Here is a 22,794-nt window from a genome sequence, read left to right as displayed (position 1 = left end):
GAATGATTTATAAACTAGTATTGAATAATAGTCAACACCCCATTTTTAAAGTATAAATAACAACTTGAGGAGTATACCCACTGTTCTGTGGTTCCACCTGCACCGGACATAACATTTACTGATTTTGGAGCACCCCAAGATTCACGACACATAGCCTTGCTCCATCCGGTACGTACTTGATTCCTTATTATCAAATCCGCATTGACCTTACCGTATTTTCGAGCTAAACTTGTTTCTTTTTGTAGGCGAACTTTATACATTTCAGGGGTATCCAATCTTTCCATCTCCACACCAAGCGTAAGGTCGGCATAAAAGTCACCATACTTTTCATGATGTAATAACAACAAAAGATGATATTGATTTCCATCCTCAATACTTATGTCTATGCACTTTAGATGAGTTCCTTTAGGTATTTTTTCATATTTCCCTGTGCCAATCTTTTCTAAGCCACTATCATCTTTATGAATGATTAGCTCCTTACTAACATACTTTTGTTTCAATTTCTCGATATAACCGACATTAATAAATGTTCTAAAATATGCATCTCTAGAATCAAAATCATAATAAACAGTATCATAAGGAGCATCTTTCATAATAAGTTCATAAGAATAATTTAAGTCAGATTTCTTAGAAGCATTCTTCGGATCCTCAATCAGACGATTCACATAATAGTATTTTCCTACAACAGATTCATAATCCGAGCCTCCTTCTCCTTCTACTACCGTAAACTTATATATTATAGAGTCAGGCAAATATCTCATATTCTTATTCTTAAGTACCAATGCAAAATACTCAAATGTTGGCATTGTAGTAATACCTGAATACACTCCCGTTTTCTTAAAAAACGCATCATCATTCAAATACAAAGTCTGTCCCACCTGACTACGGAAATTCTCCTTACAAATATTCTCCAAACTATCGTAAGGAGCAACAACTTCTTGTTCAAAAGTCTCTTCCTGAACCGTTTTAATCTTCGATATTTGTGCTATTGCTACATTATTAAAAACGAACAATAGCATGAACAATACCAGTTTTACTATAAAAAATTCACACTTGCTATTCATTACTGATAGGTTTACTGCTTTACAAATATTTCAGAGTATCCATCCTCGTCAACTAAAATCATTGTAGTACCTTCAATTGTTCCATTCTCTTTATATCCATCAAACCAAGTTATTGAAACGGATGGAGCAGCGTACTCATATTTTCCACTACCTGTAGAACGCCTTTCATCTTTTCCATGAGGGGTTTCTATTACTTCCACCGAACACTTTCCATTCGTATGAAATTGTATAGTACGAGAGCCTTCGTCGAAACCCGGAACTTCCTCATTACAGACCCAAGTTGTACCGGATAATGCATCTTTTTCATCATCATCCTTACAAGAAGAAAAAGTAATTGCAATAACAGCTATTGCCCAAAATAAATAGTTTTTCATATATTATGACTAATTTAGTTTATAAATTGTTTTGTTGTAGGCAGCACAAAGATAGGCAAAGATTCAGAAACAATTCCTTATATTCAAGAAAATCAATAAATAAAAAGGATGTAAATGTGAAAATAACAGAGAATTCAAGTAAAGTATGGCAATAATAGTAATGCACAAAAAGCAAAAAGAAACCGGAACTGATTAAAGAGATTGACACTTCAGTTCCGGTCTGCTTATAAAACTAATCCTTATGCTGGAGTTACTTCCGGCGGATAAATGGCATAACTAGCGCCACCATTAGCAGAAGCCAACACTTCCAATTCGCACTCGATAGCCAAAACCTCACTACCATTAATATTACCGGAAAGCTTAGCGGAAAGACTACCATTGAAAACACGGATAGTATGCCCACTTGCACACTTAATATCTGCAACGCCAACCAAATCTTCTACCTTTTCCGGTGGAGTATATGTACCGTCAGCAGCCACAGTACCTCCCATCACATCCTTACAATGCGCACCGTCAAGTTGGATAAGCTTGAAAGTAATCACATTCGTACCATTATTCTTGGTAATCACTTTCACCGGACCGCCTTTAATCTGAGCAGCATTGATTTTCACCTTCTCTGGTTTATCACCGCCCCAAGCCAGGCCTTCTTCACTAATGTACCCCAGTACTTGTTCACCAAACTTAAACTGGTCTAATCCATAAGTCAAACCATCATTTACTTGTGCCATAATTTTAATTTGTTTTTAGTTAATAAAATAAGTAATCATTCAATTCAATTCTTCAATCAAGCACCTGCAGAAGAACTTGCAGGCGGGCAGATAGTATATCCAGCTCCACCATCAGCAGAAGCCAGTATCTCCAGTTCACATTCGATAGCCAAAACTTCACTACCATTGATATTACCAGAAAGTTTCGCAGATAAACTACCTTTACTGATACGAATAGCATGCCCACTAGTGCAGAGTATTTCAGCGGGACCTTCTAGGTTTACCGCAACAGGTGGTGTGTACGTCCCATTAGCTTCAGTCTTTCCACCCATCACCGCTTCGCAATGTGGACCATCAAGCTGAATAAGCTTAAATGTAATCACATTAGTACCGTTGTTCTTAACAATGATTTTTACCGGACCGGATTTTACTTGAGTAGCATTGATCTTCACTTTCTCAGGTTTATCACCTCCCCAAGCCAAACCTTCCTCACTAATGTAACCTAATACTTGGTTGTTGAATTTAAATTGGTCCAATCCAAACGTCAGACCGTCATTAATTTGTGCCATAATAAATATATTTTTAGTTATTAATTAAACGACAATGCAAACATACAGGGAGAAGAAGCTAAAAACAAATAACAGTATAACGCTTACATAAATGTATGTAAGTATTGCACAAGTCGCATTTTTTTCCATTATAATACAAATATTTTTTAGACCTTTATGATAACAAATTCAAGAAAAGAGATTGACTCACAAGAATAAAGAACTAAAAAGTACAGATTATGAGAAACAAAATGGAAGGTAAAAGTTACGAGGAAAGAGTGAAAGACGTAAATCGAATTTATGACAAATATTCACGGTCAGGTTTATCCAATAGAGAAATCCTCAGACGATATATATATCCAATCTATCATATCTCTGAAAAAACATTCTACAACTATCTCAACGCAATCACTAAATTCCCCAATTACAACGTTTAGTAAAAAAAGGAAATTCTGCGTAAATGAGTTTTATTCATAAACGCAGAATTTCCTTTTCAACTTCATTCAGTAGAATCTATGTTCTTTTCTTTATTTTTATCACAAAGACAAAAGATAAAATGATTGCCGAACATTTTCCAAAACATATCCAAAAGAACTGCCATCCGGTTGGTCCTCTTGTCATAAGAGATGTTGACTGATACGTAGAAAAATCACGAAACCGGACTAGCTCTTCTTCCAACCGCAAATACTCCCGTTGCAGGCTATCACAAGTAGCTGTCAGAAACAAGGTATCTCCCTCTGTTTTTGTGATGTTTATTATAGCACGACCGCTCTGATGCATATATCCGGCTCCAATTGGAAGAGATTTAATCTGTGGTATTATCAGTTTGAGTTTTGCCTGGCTTGGAGGCACGGGCATAAGTGCCAGTTCCACCTTTTTTCTTGACCGGAGGCTGTCGCCCTGATAATCCGACTGCATTTGCAAGTTCTGCTGACTCCTGCAACTCATGACGCATAGGGCAATCATCCCAATAGCAACAATCTGTAGCTTTGAGTACTGCTTTTTCAAACCGCTCCACAATCTGGTATAATTTTCTGTTTTCATCTTTGATATGAGTTAAAGTTGTACATACATCATTGTACATCACCTGATAAATATCATGTACTTCTTTCTTTTTCTTAGCACGGTAGAGATTACGGCTAAACATCCAGGTCACGATTGAGCCTATTCCGGCAGGAAATAGCATAGTCAATATTTGCATAAATACATCCATCGTCCCCTATGCTAAAGTAAATCCCATCCTGCTTCTACATCAGCCATAACAGCCGATGTTCCATTCTCTACCCGATTCATCGCCCCAGCCAATGCACACATGAGATGACGGTCATAAATATCAATCCGTCGGTCGGGGTCGATACCCGCTATCTTCGCAACAGTAGTAATATAGCTTTTCGTATCGTTCTCCGAAGGTGGGGCCCATCGGCTCACCATCGTACGAATAGTATAGCAATGATGTAACAACGCATAGTTACGTAGTAGTTTCAACATGGCTCTATAGCCATATGCCATAGTTTTGAACTGTTTGAATGCAAAATCTGTTGAGGGAATTATTTCTCCCTGCCACCGTGTTCCATCGTGGCGAATATTACCCGGATTATTATTTCTCAATCCTCTAGTCATATAATTCTATTTTAAGTTAATATTTATTCATCTTTTGATAATCTGGTCTGAAAAAAGTCAAGCGCCTGCTTACCTTTGCAATAATTCCTGCGTGCTTTTTTCTGTGCCTCTTTTGTATCCACATACCTTGGTGTATCCGCTGCCATTAGCAGTAACATGGGATAAGAGATATTCCACATAATATAGCGAGGTGTCCAACCTGTGGCAGAGGCTATCTGCCAAATTAATCCGAACGGGCTATGAGGGCCTTCCGTATGTCCCTTTAACTCCCTGTTGTTCCATGGCTCAAACGGCGAGTCATCACATTCATCATCTGCGCCGATTTGATAGTAGTCGAGAAAGACTTTATGTCCAACAAAAGTAATAGCTGTAACATAGCTTCCTGCAAATAGGCCGGATGCACACGCCAGCGTAACCACCAAGCTACTACTTTATTAAACAATCGTCCAGTGATATAGCCGCTGACGATGGCACAAGCTACCAATTCACTGACTTCCTTGCCACGTCCGGCTACAAACTCCATGTTCTGGTCAAACGTATAATTCTGCATTTCATCGACTGATACCCCCAGTTGCAAATACTTACGGGAAATCCGGATAAGCCCGCCTAATGCGGGAGTACGCATGGTAATTCCACACCGTTTCTTCTTTGTCATGAATCGTAATGGACGAACCGGAATAGAGATTCCCAAATCCAGCAGAAGCCCGGAAGCCCGGAATTCGGCTTTTTGTTTCATTGTAATTGTTTCTTCATTCATCATTACATATATTTATGTTATTAATTCAAATACGGATGCAAACATAAGGGTCATCCCTGCCAATCGACAAATTACAATGTAACAGTTACATAGAACTATGCAGGCACTTCATACTTATTTTTCTATCCACACAGAAATACCCTACTTTGCAGATATTATTTAGTATCAACATTATATTTAATTTCTTGAATCATGAAAAAAGAACTTTATCAGGCAATGGTGAACCGCTTACGAGAAATCACCAATGAAAATACCCAAGAGTGTGTTTTCAAAGATCTCGGATTATGGAAACCGGAAATTTTGAACGAGGTAAGTAATCTATCGGATAAAAGACCTGCCATATTCATTGAATTTCTCCCTATCATTTGGAAGGCTCCCTGCAGTGGTGTACAGAATGGAAATGTACAGATACGATTGCATATCATCGGCACTGAATCTACCGAACTGGAAAACAGTCTGCAATTACTGGATTTGGCAGAAACGGTAAAAGAACACATCGTACATTGGCAGGACTCAGACTATGGTAGAATCGTTTGTGTAGAAAGTGCGGTTAATCATGAACAAGCACTGAAAGAATGTATAGAAATGTTCCAAATTTCTATTCGACAGTAAAAAAATACTGTTGTAGATATACACTACAAAACTCATAAGTAATATCTACAGCAGTTATTTTCACAACAAGAAATAATATAACCTTAAAAGAAAGGATGTAATTATAAGACCCCTCACTATAATCTCGATGAGAAAAAAGAGAAAACTTTGTATGTGAAGAGTTCATACCCCTTTATCACATAGCATTTCCAAATATGAAAAACATCTGCCATCCTACACCATCTACAACTTATTTCACTGAACAGCAACAAATTAAGCAGGTGTAGGAAACAGGTAACAGATGGTGTAGGATATACGTATCTGTCACCCCATACGACTATACGATTCGGCTAAAACGACTATACGTTTCACCCTAAACATACGGCACAAAGTGGCGTTTCAGCAGCGTGAAACAATATGTTCGCCAGCGTGAAATAAAGTGTTTCCGAATACCTCAAACAACTAAAAAAATAAAATTAGAGCACTGTTTTTTTTAAGTTCTATAAATGACACTAGTTAAAAAGTATAATGGCTACCAAGGTTCAGACAATAGGCAACTCGTACATCAGGAATAATTGCTGAAAAGGCTTGAATGGTCATATTACGGTAGGGATTAAGTATACTAAATTTGTAAATGTAATGAATTAAGATGTAATACTTATTAAGCGTTTGCCCTGGGAAAGGGTAAAGAATTTATAAAAGAAAGAAAAAGTTTGCCGTTCCCTTAAGAATAAACATCTTTGTAACCGTGGTTACAGTAACCACAGTTACTAATATAATTCACTGACTATGAGGTTTTATAATAGAGAAGAAGAACTAAAAGAGCTAAAACGAATTCAGCAATTGGCATTTGAGGAAAGTTCAAGAATGACAGTCGTTACCGGTCGCCGTAGAATTGGGAAGACAAGCCTCATCATGAAAGCCGTTGAACAAACTCCCACTGTCTACTTATTTATAGGGCGCAAAAATGAAGCAACCTTGTGCGAAGAATTCATCCCACTTATCGCACAAGCCCTACAAATCTTTGTTCCGACAGAAATCCGAAGTTTCCGAAACTTATTCCAATACCTAATGCAGCTTTCGACACAACGGACTTTCAACCTGGTTATTGATGAATTTCAGGAATTCTATACTATTAATGAATCCATATTCAGCGATATGCAAAATATTTGGGACCAATATCGGAAGTCCTCACACATGAATTTGATTGTCAGTGGTTCCATCTATTCTCTTATGCAAAAAATTTTCCAAGACAACAAAGGACCACTCTTCGGAAGAGCTGATAACATAATCAAGCTGTCAGCCTTCAGTCTCTCTGTTCTAAAAGAAATCATGCATGAATATGCCCCGACACATTCGAATGATGATCTTTTAGCACTTTATACTTTTACTGGCGGGGTGCCTAAATACGTGGAACTTTTTTGCGACAACCATACGCTTCACGTGGAAAGCATGATCCATTTTATGGCTCGCGATGAAACAATGTGTTTGTCATTGGAAGATATGTAGTACATAGTTAGGCACGGATGACAGGTTTTCTATGAGATCAGTCCCCATCACCTGTATTCCGTGCCCAATTATCATTGCAGGTTTTCTTCCCGGTCTGTCCGGATAAACTCCAAAAGTCGTTCTACCGCCTCTTCTTCAGGAATATTCTTCTCTACACACACCTTGCCTTTATAAAGACTGATTTTGCCTCGTCCTGCTCCTACATAACCGTAGTCAGCATCCGCCATCTCACCGGGACCATTCACGATACAGCCCATAATGCCGATCTTCAAGCCTTTCAAATGTGAAGTGGCTGCCTTGATACGGGCAATTGTTTTCTCCAAGTCGTAAAGCGTACGGCCACAACCGGGACAAGAGATATACTCCGTCTTTGAAGTACGGGTACGTCCCGCCTGCAAGATTCCGAAAGCCGTCGCATCAATTACCGCATGACTGAGGTTGCCTTGATTGAATATAAAGATTCCGTCACAAAGCCCGTCAAAGATCAGAGCTCCCATGTCGGCCGCAGCTTTTATCTGCAAATCCTCCGCATCATCCTCCACATAATGCTGGAAGAAAACAACCGGATTTTGCAGCCCTTCTGTCATCAGTTGATGTACCAACGCACGATGTTCGCCCAAACGGTTCGGATGGTTGCTTTGAGAGACGACAACCACTTCGGGATGTTGTTTCAGACAGGCAATCACTTCATCCGTCTGTGCCATATAAGGCATAAACAGGAATTTGAGTTCTGCATTACATCCTCCCATCAACGGCAGTTGCTGATGATTATAAGCAGGCCAAGTACCGGCTTCTCCGGTCCATACGTCCGCATCAAGAATATAGTCCACACCTTCTTCCCGTTGTTCGGGCAAAGCACGTCCGGCATAAATATAGTCCGGAGTAAATTGCGGATTCACTTCGGTCTTCCCGTCCATACGGTCGGCAATGACCACAGGCACGTGTTCACCTCCTATATTGCGGACAGCCCGCGTCTTACGGCGTTCGGGCGACAAATAGTTAAATCCAGGCGCTTCCAGTCCGGGAATATAAGGATGATTCCGCCTCAACAGGATATAGTCCACCAACTTACGGGCAACAGGAATTTCCGCTTCGGGAGCTTCGCTCAAAGATACCCGTATAGTATCCCCCAGTCCGTCGGCCAACAGCGCACCAATGCCGAGAGCGGACTTGATACGTCCGTCCTCACCGTCTCCGGCTTCTGTCACTCCGAGATGCAACGGGAAAGCCATCCCTTCTTTCTCCATCACAGCTACCAACAGACGAACGGTTTTCACCATGACAACCGTATTGGACGCTTTGATGGAAATAACCACATCGGTAAAGTTCTCATCAACACAAATGCGAAGAAACTCCATACAAGACTCTACCATGCCTTCGGGCGTATCACCATAACGGGACATGATGCGGTCGGACAAAGAGCCGTGATTCACACCGATACGGATAGCCGTATGATTCTCTTTGCAGATATTCAGAAAAGGCACAAAGCGGTCATGAATTTTTTGTATTTCCTGCGCATACTCCTCGTCGGTATATTCCAGCTTCTTAAAAGTACGTGCAGCGTCTACATAATTCCCCGGATTGATGCGTACCTTTTCCGCATATCGGGCTGCCACATCGGCAACTTTCGGATTAAAGTGTACATCGGCAACCAACGGAACCATATATTCCTGACTGCGCAAACCGATATTAATATTTTTCAGGTTCTCCGCTTCCTTGATACCTTGCGTCGTCAGACGGACATACTCACCGCCCGCGTCGACAATACGTTTCGCCTGTTCCACACAAGCCTGCGTATCCTGCGTAGACGTATTGGTCATCGACTGGATACGAATAGAATTGGGGCCACCCAACGGTACGGCCCCAATATTCACTTCGGTAGTTTCCCTCCGAAAATAATTGAATAGATCCATTAGTTCGTTTTATATTCAAACTTGACTTCTTTCAGTTCTTCGTTTGCTTTTACGATTTTCTTTTTCAGTCCTTCTTTGTAAGCTGCAAATGCTTCCGCCAGCTTTTCATCACTCAAAGCAAGCATCTGAATGGCCAGAATAGCCGCATTCATCGCTCCGTTGATAGCAACAGTGGCTACAGGAATGCCCGGAGGCATTTGAATGATGGAATAAAGTGCGTCCACACCATCGAGCACGGAGCCTTTCACCGGCACTCCGATTACAGGAAGTGTAGTGTTAGCCGCGATTACACCGGGAAGGGCGGCAGCCATTCCGGCAGCAGCGATAATTACTTTAATGCCACGAGTACGGGCATTCTTAGCAAACTCTTCCACAGCCTCAGGCGTGCGGTGAGCGGAAAGTGCGTTCATTTCGAACGGTACATGCATATCATTCAGCAGTTGTGCGGCCTTTTCCATAACTGGAAGGTCGGACGTACTGCCCATGATGATACTTACAATTGGAGTCATATTTTTAATGTTTAATTTATCCGTTAATCACTTCTTTATACCCTTCCGCATCCAGCAAGTCTTCTACCGCCTTCACATCAGCAGGTTTCATCTTAATCAGCCAACCCTCGCCGTATGGGTCTTTGTTCACCAGTTCCGGGTTCTCTTCCAGCGCTTCATTCTGTTCCAGCACCTCACCTGCTACCGGCAGGAAAAGATCAGAAATTGTTTTCACTACTTCGATAGTTCCGAAAACCTCACCGGCTTCCAGCGACTCACCGACCGTCGGTATGTCCACAAACACAATATCGCCCAATTGCTCCTGAGCATAATCGGTGATACCTACGTATGCAATATCTCCTTCTACGCGTATCCATTCATGTTCGTTCGTGTACTTCAAATTCTGTGGAAAGTTCATAATAATTAGTTTTTAGGATTTATACTGTTTTAAAATAAAAATACTCGAAATAAGATATTACTCACCGGATGAAGCACCAAAAGGGCGCATACCAAGCCGACCGTAAAACCGGAAATGACCTCTCCCAGCGTATGATGTCCCAGAATGATACGGGCAGAACCCAGCACACCGGCTATCAATATAAACAGACACAGCCACCCTACCGGGTTATAACCGAACAAGGCGCTAAAGGAAACCAATCCGCCTATCACTCCGCCTATGCCCGCCATGTGCTCGCTCAGTTTCCATCTCAGATTTACTGCTATACAAATGATGGAGACTACGAGAGAAGCCAGAATAATGCCGGTCATGTACCAAGGCAGATTCAGCCTACGCATCATCAGCAGGCAGAATACATACGAAATGATAGTCAGCAGGATAGGTACAAAACGTTTCTTCCGTTCGCCCAGCTCCTGACGGGCAAAACCATTGATCTTGCGGAACAGAAAGATGGTTATAGTGGGAGTCAATATAGTAAAGCAATAGACAATTCCCAATACAATCAACTTATATACCATCGGCATGATACGGAGATAAGAAAACAGGAATAACACCAGAAATGACAAAAACGGAATAGAAAACGGGGTAAACACCATCGAAGTGACTCTTGACACCTGCAACATTGTCTTATCCGCTATGATATGCTCTTTCTCTCTGTCCATTATCAATTATCTATTAATCAATTATTTTCTAAGTCTTGCCACCGGAATATTCAACTGCTGACGGTATTTCGCCACTGTCCGACGTGCAATAGGGTAGCCTTTTTCTTTCAGTATGTCCGCCAATTCATCATCGGTCAACGGTTTCTTCTTGTCTTCTCCGTCGATACATTCTTTCAAAATCTTACGAATTTCGCGGACAGACATCTCTTCCCCGTCTTCCGTCGTATATCCGTCGCTGAAGAAGAACTTCAACGGATAAATACCGAAATTGGTCTGCGCATATTTACTGTTGCTGACACGGGAAATGGTTGATATATCCAGTCCCGTACGTTCGGCCACATCTTTTAGAATCATCGGTTTCAGCAGGGATTCGTCCCCTTCGAGAAAGAAAGGACGCTGCAGGTCGATGATAGCCTGCATAGTAGTCATCAACGTATTCTGCCGCTGTTTGACCGCATCTATAAATCCTTGCGCTGCATCCATCTTCTGTTTCAGAAACATCATCGCTTCTTTGGACTCTTTGGACTGGTTGGCCTTATTCTTGGTATGTTCCTCCACCATCTCCGTAAAATCACGGCTCATACGAAGCTCCGGAACATTACGGTTATTAAGGCTGACATTGATAGTACCGTCATCATACGTTTCTACGATGAAGTCGGGGACTATCTGCTGGAGGTTCCTCCCGATAGCCTCTCCCAAAGAAGCTCCCGGACGGGGATTCAACTTTGTAATCTCACTGATAGCTTCATTGAATGTTTCTTCATCAACATCCAGCTTTTTTATAATCTTTTCCCAATGCTTCCGGGTAAATTCTTCATAACAATCTCTGATGATGCGTTCTTCGATATCCAATATAGGAGCAGGATTCATCCCTTCTTCCTTCTTCCGGCGGATCTGTATCAACAGACATTCTTGAAGGTCACGTGCTCCGATACCTGCCGGATCGAAATCCTGCAAGATGCAGAGTGCTTCTTCCAGCTCCTCTTCCGTAGATTCTATACCGGCATAAATAGCCAGTTCATCACAGATACTTTCCAAAGATTTGCGGAGCAGGCCGTCATCGTCCAACGAGCCGATCAGGTATTCCACCAGTTCATGCTGGTGTTCTGTCAAATTGCGTTCACGAAGCTGTTCTTTCAGTATTTCGTAAAAAGAGGTAGAGTCGGAGAACGGAATATCTTCCGCCTGCTCGTCTTTAGATCGGTTGTTCTCTTGCAGTTTGTAGTCGGGAATATCGTCTTCGGTGAGATAATCACTCAAAGAATCGTATTCGTTGGCATCATTCTCCATACCCTCCCCGGAAGTGTCACCATCGGAATATTCATCTGCGACATTCTCTTCTTTGCCCTCCTCAAGTGCCGGGTTTTCAAGCAGTTCAGCATGGATACGGTCTTCCAATTCTACTGCGGGAAGCTCCAACAGTTTCACGACTAGAATCTGCTGAGGCGAGAGCGTTTGGATTTGCTGTTGCGCCTGCGATTGTATTTGACGGGAACCTTGTGCCATATTCGTTTTTGCTTTCTACTCTGTTTCTCGCTACAAAAGTAACTTTTTAACCAGAGATTACACAGATTAGAGGAATAATTTTTAATCCTATAACACAAAAATCGTTATCTTTGTTGCACGAACTTAAAATTAGAACAATATGTTTGCCAAAGAAACGTATATGCAGCGAAGAGCCCTGCTGAAAAAGAAATTAGGCTCCGGAGTTTTGTTATTTCTAGGAAATGACGAGTGCGGACTAAATTACGAAGATAACACCTTCCGCTATCGTCAGGATTCTACTTTCCTTTATTATTTCGGACTGTCATGTGCAGGACTTTCGGCAATAATCGATATTGACGAAGACAAGGAAATTATTTTCGGTGATGAATTATCAATTGATGCCATCGTGTGGATGGGGTCACAACCTACACTACAAGAAAAATGCGAACGGGTGGGCGTGGCTAACTTACTGCCATCCGCAGAAATTGTCAGCTATCTCCATAAATGTGTCCAGAAAGGGAAGTCAGTACATTATCTGCCTCCTTACCGTCCCGAACATAAGCTAAAACTGATGGATTGGCTGGGTATTCCCCCTGCGCATCAGGAAGGTTCCGTTCCATTCATCCGCGCCGTAGTAGCCCAGCGGAACTATAAATCGGCAGAAGAAATCGTAGAGATAGAAAAGGCTTGCAATGTGACTGCCGATATGCATATCACCGCCATGAAAGTACTTCGTCCGGGTATGTATGAATATGAAGTGGTGGCGGAAATGAACCGGGTAGCGGAATCCAATAACTGCGAACTTTCTTTCGCTACAATCGCTACCATCAACGGACAAACTTTGCATAACCATTATCACGGCAATAAAGTAAAACCGGGTGATCTGTTTTTAATAGATGCCGGTGCGGAGGTTGAATCGGGATATGCAGGAGATATGTCATCTACCATTCCTGCCGACAAGAAATTCACGCCCCGCCAACGGGAAGTCTACGAGATACAGAATGCCATGCATCTGGAATCGGTTAAAGCACTCCGACCGGGCATTCCTTATATGGATGTATACGAATTGTCCGCCCGTGTCATGGTTGATGGAATGAAAGCTCTCGGACTGATGAAAGGTAATACGGAAGACGCTGTTCGCGAAGGTGCGCACGCCTTGTTCTATCCGCACGGATTAGGCCACATGATGGGGCTGGATGTACACGACATGGAAAATCTGGGAGAAATATGGGTAGGCTACAACGGCCAGCCGAAAAGTACGCAGTTCGGCCGTAAGTCACAACGCCTTGCCATACCTCTGGAACCTGGATTTGTACATACGGTAGAACCGGGTATATACTTTATTCCGGAATTGATCGATATGTGGAAAGCGGAAAAGAAATTTACCGATTTCATCAACTACGACGTAGTGGAAACTTATAAAAATTTCGGCGGTATCCGCAATGAAGAAGATTATCTGATTACCGAAACCGGCGCCCGTCGATTAGGCAAGAAGATTCCTTTAACGCCAGAAGAGGTGGAGGCTTTGCGATAATTGTTCACCACAGATTACACGGATTAACACAGATAATAAAATAGACATTGATAATCAATGTATTAATCTAATCTGTGTTAATCCGTGTAATCTGTGGTGAAAATGACTTCAATCATCCCAATCGGATAAAGGTAATACTTTCTTTCCATACCACCTCATCCAGGCATACGCCTTCCTTTTTCTAAGATAAAGTGTATCACCACAATTCTCCAGTGCCTCCCAATCAAAGACAGAGTGAGAGCGGAAGGACTTCTCCAACCAATAAAAGATGTGGTAAGTCGCAAAGGGAAGCAACATCCACCACCATGAGAAGAACAACGACAGGACCAAAGCGGGTAGCAACGTCAACAAGAAGCATTCCCAGAACTGCCTTGCATGGATTCTGACTTCCATATCTTCCCAAATCTCCAAATATTTATATCGGGTAAAAAAAAGACCACCCAACATAAAACAATGCTTCTTTCCTTTTCTTAAGAACCATTTTGCCAAAAGATTATTATAAAAAATCATACTCTTACTATTTTTGTATATAATCTACTTAACAGAATATGAAATCAAAGGTTTAGGCTTTTAGCGTTTAATATCATTATACACACCCTCTTCCCACTTAATATTTAAAGCTGCTTCCCCCAAGAAATTCGCGAAGCAAAGAAGTCGGCGGAATTTCCTTATCCTGTACGGGAACGAAATATTTGATAAACTTCAATAACCGATAAGCCTCACAATATTCGGGACAATTACGCGGTACTCCCATCAATATAGGCTCGGCATGGAGACGAAGCACCGCAAACTCGAAAAGCAGTGCCGAGTTAAACATTACATCTGCATTTTCCTGATAAGGGAAGATCCACTTGTCTTCACCCGCACGCACACTAGGCCAACGCGAGATTGTCTCACGGGCAGAATATCCCCGATAATTGAAATCACGGATAATACGGCGTAACAAACGATTGTCCGTTGTCGGAATCCAGTTGTGGTCGTCCAACGAAATGGTCGTCAACGCAGAAACATAAATCTTGAACTTCCGTTCTGCCGGAATATGAGGAGTAAGTTCGGGATTTAAGGCATGAATACCTTCCAGGATTAATATCGTATTATCTTTAATTTTCAGTTTATCACCCTTATACTCTTTCTTTCCGAGTGAGAAGTTAAAACGGGGAAGTTCCACCTCCTCTCCACGAAGCAATGCCTGCAACTGCCGATTAAACAGTTCCAAGTCGAGCGCGTAAAGCGATTCATAATCATAGTTTCCGTTCTCATCCAACGGCGTATCTTCACGGTCTACAAAATAATTATCGAGAGAAATAGGATATGGCTTTAACCCGTTCGTCATAAGCTGAATAGAAAGGCGTTTGCTGAAAGTAGTCTTTCCCGAAGAAGATGGTCCGGCTATCAGCACCAGTTTCACCCGGTTTCCGTTTTCTCCCCGATGGAAAATGGTATCGGCAATCTGAGCAATCTTCTTTTCCTGCAATGCTTCCGCAACGTTTATCAAATCCGTCGCGTGTCCTACTTCACATGCCAGATTGAAATCACCCGCATTGTTAAGCCCCATGATATAGCTCCAATTCAGATATTCCTTAAAGACATCCAGCATCTTCTCCTGCTTCACGACATCTTCCAAGACTTCCGGATTCTCACGGCTCGGAATGCGAAGAAGTAATCCATCGTAATATTTCACAATGTCGAACAGTTTCAGATACCCGGTGCTGGGCAACAGATTACCATAGTAATAATCGACCGTATCTCCCAACGTATAATAATAGGTATAGAGAGAACCGGAAGTTTCGAGCAATCTGACCTTATCATTCATTCCCCGTTCGCTGAAAATACGCACAGCCTCAGTTGTATGGCATTCAATGCGATGATAAGGAATATCCTCAGCAATAATTTCCTGCATACGCTGCTTGATACGCATCACGTCTTCCAGCTCCACAGGACGCCCGATCCGCAAATTGCAGAAATATCCTTTTGAGACAGGGTGCTCTACAAACAATTTTCCTTCCGGGAACAATTCCGTGACAGCCTTGAACAGTACAAAGCAAAGCGAACGGACATAAGTCCGCATACCGGACTGGTCACGCACATCCAGAAACTCTATGTCCTTATTATTATAGACTCTGAAATTAAGCCCTTCAGATCGGTTATTGACTTTGGCGCTAACCACCTGGTAAGGAAAATTAAGATTAAAACCGTAATAAATATCCAAAAGTGAGCTCCCGATAGGGAATTCTTTAGAAATATTATTATTTTTGCAACATATTTGTAACATCTGTTTCATCGAGTTCGTTAAAAGGTGAATATTATGGGACTAAATATACTTATAATCAGATTGAGAACAAATAACCATTAAAAATATTATAGATGGAATATTCTTTTTATGATTTTTTAAAGCTCATAGGCTCATTAGGACTCTTCCTTTACGGAATGAAGATCATGAGCGAGGGCTTACAAAAGGTCGCGGGTGACAGGCTACGAAGTATCTTGACTGCAATGACTACCAATCGGGTAACGGGTGTTTTAACAGGTGTGCTAATCACAGCCCTTATCCAGTCCTCTTCAGCAACGACTGTAATGGTCGTAAGTTTCGTTAATGCAGGACTGCTCACTCTTGCCGAATCCATCAGCGTCATTATGGGCGCCAATATCGGTACTACCGTAACCGCCTGGATTATTTCTATTTTCGGATTTAAGGTTGACATGGCCGCATTCGCCCTTCCACTTCTGGCCATTGCCCTTCCGCTTATCTTCTCAGGCAAAAGCAACCGCAAATCCATCGGTGAATTCATTTTCGGTTTCTCTTTCTTATTTATGGGACTTTCTTACTTGAAAGCCAATGCTCCCGACTTGAACGCCAATCCGGAAATGCTTGCCTTTGTACAGAACTATACGGATATGGGATTTTTCTCCATCCTCCTGTTCTTATTCATCGGTACTATACTGACCATGATCGTACAGGCCTCCGCCGCTACGATGGCAATCACGCTAATCATGTGTGCCAACGGCTGGATCAGCCTGGAATTGGGAGCTGCCCTCGTATTGGGTGAAAATATCGGAACAACCATCACCGCCAATCTCGCCGCATTGACAGCCAACACACAGGCTAAGCGGGCAGCATTGGCACATTTTGTATTCAATGTATTCGGTGTTATCTGGGTGCTGATTATTTTCCATCCTTTCATGCAGATGGTTAACTGGGTAGTAGACACTTTCTTCCAAAGCAGCGATCCGGAAGTCGCCATCTCCTACAAATTGTCAGCTTTCCACTCTATCTTCAACATCTGTAACGTATGTATCCTGATATGGGGTGTAAAATTGATTGAACGTACCGTATGCGCTCTCATACACCCGAAAGAAGAGGACGAAGAACCACGATTGCGCTTCATCACCGGAGGTATGCTTTCCACTGCAGAGCTCTCTATACTTCAGGCACGTAAAGAAATCCATCTCTTTGCAGAGCGTACCCATCGTATGTTCGGTATGGTTCAGGATCTGTTACATACGGAAAAGGATGATGACTTCAACAAGCTGTTTAGCCGGATAGAAAAATATGAGAATATCAGTGACAACATGGAACTTGAAATTGCCAATTATCTGAATCAGGTTTCTGAAGGACGCCTAAGTTCAGAAAGTAAATTGCAGATACGTGCCATGTTGCGGGAGGTGACGGAAATCGAAAGTATTGGTGACAGTTGTTATAATCTGGCACGCACTATCAACCGTAAACGCCAGACCAATCAAGACTTTACCGAGAAACAATATGAGCATATCCATTTCATGATGAAGCTGACTGACGATGCGCTCGCGCAGATGATCGTAGTGGTGGAAAAACCGGAACATCAGAGCATCGACATCAACAAGTCGTTCAACATTGAGAATGAAATCAATAACTACCGCAACCAACTGAAGAACCAAAATATTCTGGACGTAAACAACAAAGAATATGATTATCAGATGGGAGTTTACTATATGGATATTATCGCCGAATGCGAGAAACTGGGTGACTATGTGGTAAATGTGGTAGAAGCCAGCAGTGATGTAAAAGAGAAGAAAGCTTCTTAAAAAGAGATTAATTGAACCATAAAAAGAGGAGAATCGGCAATACATATGAGCCATTGATTCTCCTTTTTTATTTTCAAAATTACCCTTCTAATACTTGATATAGAGTATTTATACAAGAATCAATCATTTTTAATAACTTGGCACTGTCCATAATTTTATGTAAATAAAATATTTAATAGTGCCAATAGCCTCAAATGGATATAAAATGAAAGCACAAGTATTAGAGGGGCAAAATTGGGTTAAAAAGCCGGGGGCGGACTCTCGGTTCGACCCCGGCAAGGAATTTTCTTATGCTATTGCTATTTGAAGAAATGGAGAACTGTTACTTTTTCATGACGATGTAACCGTAGTCAATGTTTTCGTTCTCTATGTCAACCTTAGCAAAGAGAACGGCGATAGCTTCGGCATCATCGCGTACTATTTGTGCTTGATAGCCGGGATATGATTGCGAATCTTCGAAAGCGTAAACATAGTGGAATGTACAACCATTTACCGTTTCACCCACAGTAGCAGTTTCGGGATATTCTATGACAGCTTGCCCATAACAATACCAGCTGCTACCGTATTCCCAACCAACCTTACAAGTGCTGTTCTCTGTCGCTTCACCGGTATAATGAGTTCCAGAGTTAATATAGTAATCCCAGTAGCTCGGACGAGGTCCTGTTAGACCGGCAACCTCTATATTGCAATAGTCGGTAGTGATTTCTTTTATTATGGCAATACGTTCGGGGGTGAATACATCAAACGATGCTTTCACAGTAACCGTTACCTCTGCAGTGCAATTCGACTGGTCTCTTACGGTCACGATGCCGGTGTACTCTTCTTTGGACGCGGTGGCGCGTACAATTACTTTGGCTGTTTCGTTTCCTTCATTGTCGACTGTAGAACTGATTTCAGCTCTAATGCGCTCATCGCCTGATTCTACAGAGTAACCGCCATTGCCAAGTACCACTTCAATCTGATTGTTCGACTCGGTTTTGCCTAATAGACAATTGAAGTCGAGCGTCTGCATATTGAGTACCAACTCGTCGGTTGTATAGACCTGTATAGGGAGTCGTTTGTAGTGACCGCCCGCATCGGATACAACGATATGGGTTGAACCGTTATGGAAGCCCTCAACAAATACTTCACCGTTTTCAATGGTGGCTTTCGCTACGTTTTCGTCCAAAGAAAACGCGTTATATTGACCTTCACCCGCTGCAACAGGAATCAAGGTTTTGTTTTCTTCACCGATTTTCACACGTAGTGCATCCACGCCGAAAGTCAGTTCCGAATTTACGATTTTGTCGTCGTCATCGTCGCTACATGAGGCAAGATAGCCGCATGAAGTAGCAAGTACCAAACTGATAATATAGTATTTTAGTTTCATGATATAAACTGTTTTTTAGATTAGAGCCAGTCCTTAGGATAAGTTTTGCCATCGTAGACAAGGTCGTCGTCATAGAAGGCTCTCGCGGAGTTTTGCATGGCGCTTTGGCGCATACGGTTGCCGAAGTGAACGTGCAGGCCATAGCCGTCATTGCGCAGTTGAGAGAGGTTACCATAAGTGCTACCCTGCGTGAACTCCCATGAGTAGTGACCGAGGTTGAATTTGGGTACACCGGGAAAGTCTGCGGGGTCAATCGGACCACCGCCGTAGTTGGTCCAGATGAAGTCCATATACTCGCCGGGCTGTACGCCATCTACTGAGGGCAGACTACTAAAGTCGTAAGTGTAAATGATGTTGTCACGATGCGGCTGTAGTTTCTTCACTTCGTAGAAGAGGCGTGCTGCTGCAGTATAGGACGGATTAACAAAGCCTTCGGGTGCCGGGGAGATGGGGCTGCCATACTCGGAATTGTAGAACACGCCATCGAGTTTGTATACATCGCAGTAATTCTTTATTTCCTGAGCGTAGTAGCGGGCGGTCTCATCGGCAAGGTTGTTAACGTTTGCGCGGTCGTGATTGCCAAGAATCGAAAGATAAACTTTGATGCCGCGATCTTGCAGGGGCTGCAGGTAGTGGTCGCGGTTAGCCAATATCGCGCTAACGTTTTCATTGCAGTTGACATACACGCGTCCGGTTTCTTCGTTGTAGTTGATGTTAGCCGCAAAGAGCATTACCGCATCATAATACATCTTTCCGCTATTCTTAAGTGTGTAGGATGTAACTTCCAGCGGGTTCATGTCGTTCACCTCCATACACATCATAGTGCGTACAGCCGGAACTTCCACGCCATCCTTGAGCACGGTTTTTGTAGCATCGGGCAGACCAGTGAGGTCGCGGACAAAAATCAAGCGAGACGAGCTGTTTTTGGTGAGTGCGGTTTCGCCGTTGTTGACTGAAGCGCGCAGCGGAATCGCATATCCTTTATCGTTATCGAGAGATCCGTCAGACGTGACGGTTACGGTCATCGGCTGAGAAATGGTGTTTCCGGCTTCCAGACGAGTGATGCCGTCGTTGGTCAAGCTGACCATCGATTTCGGTACGGCTTCGTAACTTGTGCCGTTGGCGGCGTTGTATTCGGCGAGAACTGTTTCATCGTATACGAAAGCTATGTTGCAGTCGCGTTTGAGTGCCTTAGGAGTATTGACATATAGAGGTATGTCTTTGGTGTCGCGTAAGTCGATGTGGGTGAATAGGCGCTTACCATCCGGGTCGGTCACATATACCACTTCGCCGGGCACTGATAGATTGGGATTGTTAGCTTTACCAATCATTACTTCATCCTCGCAGGCAGTGAGTGAAGCCGCTGCCAAGAGAATTCCATATATAAAAATTTTATTCAGTTTCATATTGCTTTGATTGATTTAAATTCAATTTATTTTTCAGGGAGAGATACCGGAACCCAAATAACGTTGGTATTGGCTTTAAGGTCATAACCGTTGGCGTAGTCTTGGAGGTTGTTGCCGGAACCTTCGTTCATCTTCCAATAAGCTACAAGACCTTCGCTGTCAGGGGCCACTTTATAGAAGTGGTTTCTAGCCTGAAGTTCTTCTTTGGCAAGGATACGATTCCAAACACGCACCTCGCAGATGTCACCGGAGAAGTCACGGTTGTTGTTCCAAGACCTGCCTACATAAAACTCAGAACTGTTCCAGTTCACGGAAGAACGATTGCTGCTGTTTTGTGTCTCACCTTTCTGCACACCGTCGATGAAGAAGGCACACTGACCATTGGTGGAATCGTACGTAAAGGTGATGAACTGCCATTTCTCCTTCTCAATTTTCCACTGAGAGTTGGTTACGTTCTGGCTGTTAGCAAACTGCAACTGGTCGGATGCTACGCCAGCGTCACCGAAGCGAAGAAGAGATTTTCCTTCGATACCAAGTAACGTAGAAATGCCCGAATCGTTTCCGTCACTGAAGTTAGCTCCCGGACGGATAAGAGCCTCTACGGTAACTCTCTGCATGCTTCCAAGCTTGCCGGCTGCGCTTGGGCTAGCAAGGCTGAGGTAGTTTTCGTTGAGATTGGCAGTCCAGTTAATCAATGATGCACCGCGAATCACGAAATACTTAGTGCTCTTGTTAGCAAGTACTGGAATAGAGGCACTCGCTACAGTGATGGGCAAACAGTACACATTGTCGGGGTCGATAGCCGTGAGATTTTGCAAAACAATCGAAACCGGACTGGCACTTACTCCGCCCACTTCAAATTCGGCTACCGGATCAGCAATGGAGTAGTATTCTTCGGGGAGCATGATTGTGCTTGTCTTGTACACTTCATTGTATACTTTAACCAACGAGGGGTCTACAGCGTATGTCATAGTGAGTGCCTGAGCGGTGGGTTGTGGAATGTATGCCTGTAAAGTGTAGGATGCGGTTTCCGCTTCACCGTCGAGGAGCACTGAGGTCACTTCGGTTGTGCCGTCGACATAGATTTTGTTGTCAATCTTTTCCACGTCTTCGTTGCAGGAGCTCACAAGCACGCCGGTAGCGAGAACTGTGTAAATTGACAGATATTTAAATGTTTTCATTGTTTCTGTTTATTTGCTTAATGATTACAAATTGCTTGGGTTAAGTGTCTGAAGCGCTTTACGAACTACCTGATAGGGACTTGTGGCGTTGTAATAGTCGTATGCGATGTTTGTAAACGCGCAAGCTTTCACATTCTCACCACTAGCCCAGTTGGCAAGCGATGACACACAAAGAGAACCGTCGGCCATATATCCGATTTTATCATCGTTTGGGTCGGTATAGCTTGTAACCATACCTATGCGGTCGGCAGGAACTCCCTCTATCGAGGCATTGGCAAGAGCCATATTAAAACCATAGTTCGAATTGGCTGATTGTGATTCGGAAAGGAATAAAACGTTGCAGTCGTTAATGAGATCCTTATCGCCCACGTTTTGAGGTTTTCCGATAAAGTCAATATCCATTTCAGGATTTCGCGCGTGCCAATCGGACATAATACCGATGAAGTTCTTCTCGTTGGCTAGGTATTCCGTCTTTTCGGCTGGCGTCATGTGATTAGTGATTTTACCGTTGTAGCCAATCATGATGCCATTGAAGTTGTTTTTCTTGGCATATGAGAGGGCGGTTGCGGTAGAGTCGGTCAGGAAGTCGAGAAATTCAACGGCGAAAGGTTCTTCTTCGGTCGACATTGCCTGATGCTCAAGATAGGCAAGTTTGATGGCATCGAAGTCAATCACATAAGTAAACTTCATGTTTTTCTTTTCTCGTACGTTTTCCATGTCGCGAACGGTGATGTCACTAATCGAAGTCGGGTTTGTGAACACGACAACGTCTATTGAATCAGGCAGCTCGTCAACGCGCTGAGCACGAGTGTTGATGTTTTCGCCTTTTCCCAAATTGTTGAACCACACATAGACAAGTTTGTGGTCGGTTTCGCGATAGTCGCGAAGTGCTTCAAGGTATTCTTCGTATGCCACCGGATCAGTCTTGTCTGCGGTATCATAGTTAAGGTCTACGTTTTCCGGTTCGACCCAGTCGTCACACGATGAAAATGTGGCGGCTGATACGCAAGTGGCAAGAAGTGCCAGTCCGAATTTAGATATTTTGTTCATAATAGATCTTTTTATTA

22 protein-coding genes and 1 pseudogene are annotated in these 22,794 nt (G+C 42.8%); 5 read left to right on the top strand and 18 right to left on the bottom strand.

Annotation, left to right across the window (positions count from 1 at the left end; translation table 11 throughout):
• Positions 1-14: 14 nt before the first annotated feature.
• The 4 genes from H8S63_RS15840 to H8S63_RS15825 form a co-directional block, all read right to left on the bottom strand.
• The gene (locus tag H8S63_RS15840) at positions 15-1,064 is read right to left on the bottom strand and encodes a hypothetical protein (protein ID WP_186927344.1); all 1,050 of its coding nucleotides are present in this window, start codon (positions 1,062-1,064) and stop codon (positions 15-17) included.
• Between the two features lie 11 nt (positions 1,065-1,075).
• A complete protein-coding gene (locus tag H8S63_RS15835) occupies positions 1,076-1,438 on the bottom strand; it encodes a hypothetical protein (RefSeq protein WP_186927362.1) in 363 nt (120 codons plus the stop codon).
• A gap of 239 nt (positions 1,439-1,677) precedes the next feature.
• Positions 1,678-2,166, bottom strand: coding sequence for a hypothetical protein (locus H8S63_RS15830; RefSeq protein WP_186927343.1), 489 nt, complete (start codon positions 2,164-2,166; stop codon positions 1,678-1,680).
• A gap of 56 nt (positions 2,167-2,222) precedes the next feature.
• Positions 2,223-2,714, bottom strand: coding sequence for a hypothetical protein (locus tag H8S63_RS15825; RefSeq protein ID WP_186927342.1), 492 nt, complete (start codon positions 2,712-2,714; stop codon positions 2,223-2,225).
• A 218-nt stretch (positions 2,715-2,932) separates the two neighbouring features.
• Between H8S63_RS15825 and H8S63_RS20200 the strand changes: the two genes are divergently transcribed.
• Positions 2,933-3,130 (top strand): hypothetical protein, encoded by a 198-nt coding sequence (locus H8S63_RS20200; RefSeq protein ID WP_255467672.1) that lies wholly within the window; start codon positions 2,933-2,935, stop codon positions 3,128-3,130.
• A gap of 368 nt (positions 3,131-3,498) precedes the next feature.
• Here the strand turns inward: H8S63_RS20200 and H8S63_RS15820 are convergent, their stop codons facing one another.
• The 3 genes from H8S63_RS15820 to H8S63_RS15810 form a co-directional block, all read right to left on the bottom strand.
• Positions 3,499-3,906, bottom strand: coding sequence for a hypothetical protein (locus H8S63_RS15820; RefSeq protein ID WP_186927341.1), 408 nt, complete (start codon positions 3,904-3,906; stop codon positions 3,499-3,501).
• Positions 3,907-3,917: 11 nt separating this feature from the next.
• Positions 3,918-4,313 (bottom strand): structural protein P5, encoded by a 396-nt coding sequence (locus tag H8S63_RS15815; RefSeq protein ID WP_186927340.1) that lies wholly within the window; start codon positions 4,311-4,313, stop codon positions 3,918-3,920.
• A 262-nt stretch (positions 4,314-4,575) separates the two neighbouring features.
• A complete protein-coding gene (locus H8S63_RS15810; protein WP_029425900.1) occupies positions 4,576-5,049 on the bottom strand; it encodes a hypothetical protein in 474 nt (157 codons plus the stop codon).
• Positions 5,050-5,262: 213 nt separating this feature from the next.
• On the opposite strand from H8S63_RS15810, the gene H8S63_RS15805 reads away from it, so the two are divergent.
• Entirely contained in the window at positions 5,263-5,682 is a 420-nt protein-coding gene (locus H8S63_RS15805; RefSeq protein WP_007764125.1) for a hypothetical protein, read from the top strand.
• Positions 5,683-6,450: 768 nt separating this feature from the next.
• A pseudogene (locus H8S63_RS15800) lies at positions 6,451-7,143 on the top strand (ATP-binding protein); the annotation flags it as partial.
• 98 nt (positions 7,144-7,241) lie between these two features.
• On the opposite strand, the gene H8S63_RS15795 reads toward H8S63_RS15800, so the two are convergent.
• Genes H8S63_RS15795 through rpoN form a run of 5 tightly spaced genes read right to left on the bottom strand, consistent with a single transcriptional unit; the run spans position 7,242 to position 12,196 of the window.
• Complete coding sequence (locus H8S63_RS15795; protein WP_186927339.1) at positions 7,242-9,083, bottom strand: 4-hydroxy-3-methylbut-2-en-1-yl diphosphate synthase; 1,842 nt, start codon at positions 9,081-9,083, stop codon at positions 7,242-7,244.
• Positions 9,083-9,592, bottom strand: coding sequence for a 5-(carboxyamino)imidazole ribonucleotide mutase (gene purE / locus H8S63_RS15790; RefSeq protein ID WP_007756780.1), 510 nt, complete (start codon positions 9,590-9,592; stop codon positions 9,083-9,085). Before purE ends, H8S63_RS15795 begins: the two co-directional genes overlap by 1 nt.
• 16 nt (positions 9,593-9,608) lie before the next feature.
• Complete coding sequence (gene gcvH, locus H8S63_RS15785; RefSeq protein ID WP_007756779.1) at positions 9,609-9,989, bottom strand: glycine cleavage system protein GcvH; 381 nt, start codon at positions 9,987-9,989, stop codon at positions 9,609-9,611.
• 29 nt (positions 9,990-10,018) lie between these two features.
• The gene (locus H8S63_RS15780; RefSeq protein ID WP_186927338.1) at positions 10,019-10,690 is read right to left on the bottom strand and encodes a hypothetical protein; all 672 of its coding nucleotides are present in this window, start codon (positions 10,688-10,690) and stop codon (positions 10,019-10,021) included.
• A 21-nt stretch (positions 10,691-10,711) separates the two neighbouring features.
• Entirely contained in the window at positions 10,712-12,196 is a 1,485-nt protein-coding gene (gene rpoN / locus H8S63_RS15775; protein WP_007756776.1) for an RNA polymerase factor sigma-54, read from the bottom strand.
• Between the two features lie 139 nt (positions 12,197-12,335).
• Between rpoN and H8S63_RS15770 the strand changes: the two genes are divergently transcribed.
• A complete protein-coding gene (locus H8S63_RS15770) occupies positions 12,336-13,709 on the top strand; it encodes an aminopeptidase P family protein (protein ID WP_186927337.1) in 1,374 nt (457 codons plus the stop codon).
• A gap of 108 nt (positions 13,710-13,817) precedes the next feature.
• On the opposite strand, the gene H8S63_RS15765 is transcribed toward H8S63_RS15770, so the two are convergent.
• Positions 13,818-14,219, bottom strand: coding sequence for a hypothetical protein (locus H8S63_RS15765; protein ID WP_007756774.1), 402 nt, complete (start codon positions 14,217-14,219; stop codon positions 13,818-13,820).
• Between the two features lie 97 nt (positions 14,220-14,316).
• Positions 14,317-15,990 (bottom strand): nucleoside kinase, encoded by a 1,674-nt coding sequence (locus H8S63_RS15760; protein WP_022275667.1) that lies wholly within the window; start codon positions 15,988-15,990, stop codon positions 14,317-14,319.
• An 83-nt stretch (positions 15,991-16,073) separates the two neighbouring features.
• On the opposite strand from H8S63_RS15760, the gene H8S63_RS15755 reads away from it, so the two are divergent.
• Positions 16,074-17,771: a Na/Pi cotransporter family protein gene (locus tag H8S63_RS15755; protein WP_186927336.1), complete on the top strand. Its 1,698-nt coding sequence runs from the start codon at positions 16,074-16,076 to the stop codon at positions 17,769-17,771.
• A gap of 322 nt (positions 17,772-18,093) precedes the next feature.
• Here the strand turns inward: H8S63_RS15755 and H8S63_RS15750 are convergent, their stop codons facing one another.
• The 4 genes from H8S63_RS15750 to H8S63_RS15735 are packed head-to-tail and all read right to left on the bottom strand — an operon-like array spanning position 18,094 to position 22,777.
• Positions 18,094-19,140, bottom strand: a complete 1,047-nt coding sequence (locus H8S63_RS15750) for a hypothetical protein (RefSeq protein WP_022275669.1) — start codon at positions 19,138-19,140, stop codon at positions 18,094-18,096.
• Between the two features lie 20 nt (positions 19,141-19,160).
• Positions 19,161-20,546, bottom strand: coding sequence for a BT_3987 domain-containing protein (locus tag H8S63_RS15745; protein ID WP_007767568.1), 1,386 nt, complete (start codon positions 20,544-20,546; stop codon positions 19,161-19,163).
• Between the two features lie 26 nt (positions 20,547-20,572).
• Positions 20,573-21,727, bottom strand: a complete 1,155-nt coding sequence (locus tag H8S63_RS15740) for a DUF1735 and LamG domain-containing protein (RefSeq protein WP_022275670.1) — start codon at positions 21,725-21,727, stop codon at positions 20,573-20,575.
• A 24-nt stretch (positions 21,728-21,751) separates the two neighbouring features.
• On the bottom strand, positions 21,752-22,777 hold the full coding sequence (locus tag H8S63_RS15735) for a glycoside hydrolase family 18 (protein WP_022275671.1): 1,026 nt from the start codon (positions 22,775-22,777) through the stop codon (positions 21,752-21,754).
• Between the last annotated feature and the right edge of the window lie 17 nt (positions 22,778-22,794).

The organism is Bacteroides sp. NSJ-39 (genome assembly GCF_014287315.1).
GTDB lineage: Bacteria > Bacteroidota > Bacteroidia > Bacteroidales > Bacteroidaceae > Bacteroides > Bacteroides finegoldii.
This window is presented reverse-complemented; position numbering and strand designations above follow the sequence as displayed.

What these genes read in the sequence shown, in the direction of transcription:
- H8S63_RS15810 (WP_029425900.1), bottom strand. Translation starts at nt 5,049, where the DNA reads ATGAAACAAAAAGCCGAATTCCGGGCTTCCGGGCTTCTGCTGGATTTG.
- H8S63_RS15815 (WP_186927340.1), bottom strand. Translation starts at nt 4,313, where the DNA reads ATGACTAGAGGATTGAGAAATAATAATCCGGGTAATATTCGCCACGAT.
- H8S63_RS15780 (WP_186927338.1), bottom strand. Translation starts at nt 10,690, where the DNA reads ATGGACAGAGAGAAAGAGCATATCATAGCGGATAAGACAATGTTGCAG.
- H8S63_RS15770 (WP_186927337.1), top strand. Translation starts at nt 12,336, where the DNA reads ATGTTTGCCAAAGAAACGTATATGCAGCGAAGAGCCCTGCTGAAAAAG.
- H8S63_RS15740 (WP_022275670.1), bottom strand. Translation starts at nt 21,727, where the DNA reads ATGAAAACATTTAAATATCTGTCAATTTACACAGTTCTCGCTACCGGC.
- H8S63_RS15755 (WP_186927336.1), top strand. Translation starts at nt 16,074, where the DNA reads ATGGAATATTCTTTTTATGATTTTTTAAAGCTCATAGGCTCATTAGGA.
- H8S63_RS15795 (WP_186927339.1), bottom strand. Translation starts at nt 9,083, where the DNA reads ATGGATCTATTCAATTATTTTCGGAGGGAAACTACCGAAGTGAATATT.
- H8S63_RS15820 (WP_186927341.1), bottom strand. Translation starts at nt 3,906, where the DNA reads ATGGATGTATTTATGCAAATATTGACTATGCTATTTCCTGCCGGAATA.
- H8S63_RS20200 (WP_255467672.1), top strand. Translation starts at nt 2,933, where the DNA reads ATGAGAAACAAAATGGAAGGTAAAAGTTACGAGGAAAGAGTGAAAGAC.
- H8S63_RS15830 (WP_186927343.1), bottom strand. Translation starts at nt 2,166, where the DNA reads ATGGCACAAGTAAATGATGGTTTGACTTATGGATTAGACCAGTTTAAG.
- H8S63_RS15760 (WP_022275667.1), bottom strand. Translation starts at nt 15,990, where the DNA reads ATGAAACAGATGTTACAAATATGTTGCAAAAATAATAATATTTCTAAA.
- H8S63_RS15750 (WP_022275669.1), bottom strand. Translation starts at nt 19,140, where the DNA reads ATGAAACTAAAATACTATATTATCAGTTTGGTACTTGCTACTTCATGC.
- H8S63_RS15805 (WP_007764125.1), top strand. Translation starts at nt 5,263, where the DNA reads ATGAAAAAAGAACTTTATCAGGCAATGGTGAACCGCTTACGAGAAATC.
- H8S63_RS15745 (WP_007767568.1), bottom strand. Translation starts at nt 20,546, where the DNA reads ATGAAACTGAATAAAATTTTTATATATGGAATTCTCTTGGCAGCGGCT.
- rpoN (WP_007756776.1), bottom strand. Translation starts at nt 12,196, where the DNA reads ATGGCACAAGGTTCCCGTCAAATACAATCGCAGGCGCAACAGCAAATC.
- gcvH (WP_007756779.1), bottom strand. Translation starts at nt 9,989, where the DNA reads ATGAACTTTCCACAGAATTTGAAGTACACGAACGAACATGAATGGATA.
- purE (WP_007756780.1), bottom strand. Translation starts at nt 9,592, where the DNA reads ATGACTCCAATTGTAAGTATCATCATGGGCAGTACGTCCGACCTTCCA.
- H8S63_RS15835 (WP_186927362.1), bottom strand. Translation starts at nt 1,438, where the DNA reads ATGAAAAACTATTTATTTTGGGCAATAGCTGTTATTGCAATTACTTTT.
- H8S63_RS15825 (WP_186927342.1), bottom strand. Translation starts at nt 2,714, where the DNA reads ATGGCACAAATTAATGACGGTCTGACGTTTGGATTGGACCAATTTAAA.
- H8S63_RS15765 (WP_007756774.1), bottom strand. Translation starts at nt 14,219, where the DNA reads ATGATTTTTTATAATAATCTTTTGGCAAAATGGTTCTTAAGAAAAGGA.
- H8S63_RS15735 (WP_022275671.1), bottom strand. Translation starts at nt 22,777, where the DNA reads ATGAACAAAATATCTAAATTCGGACTGGCACTTCTTGCCACTTGCGTA.
- H8S63_RS15840 (WP_186927344.1), bottom strand. Translation starts at nt 1,064, where the DNA reads ATGAATAGCAAGTGTGAATTTTTTATAGTAAAACTGGTATTGTTCATG.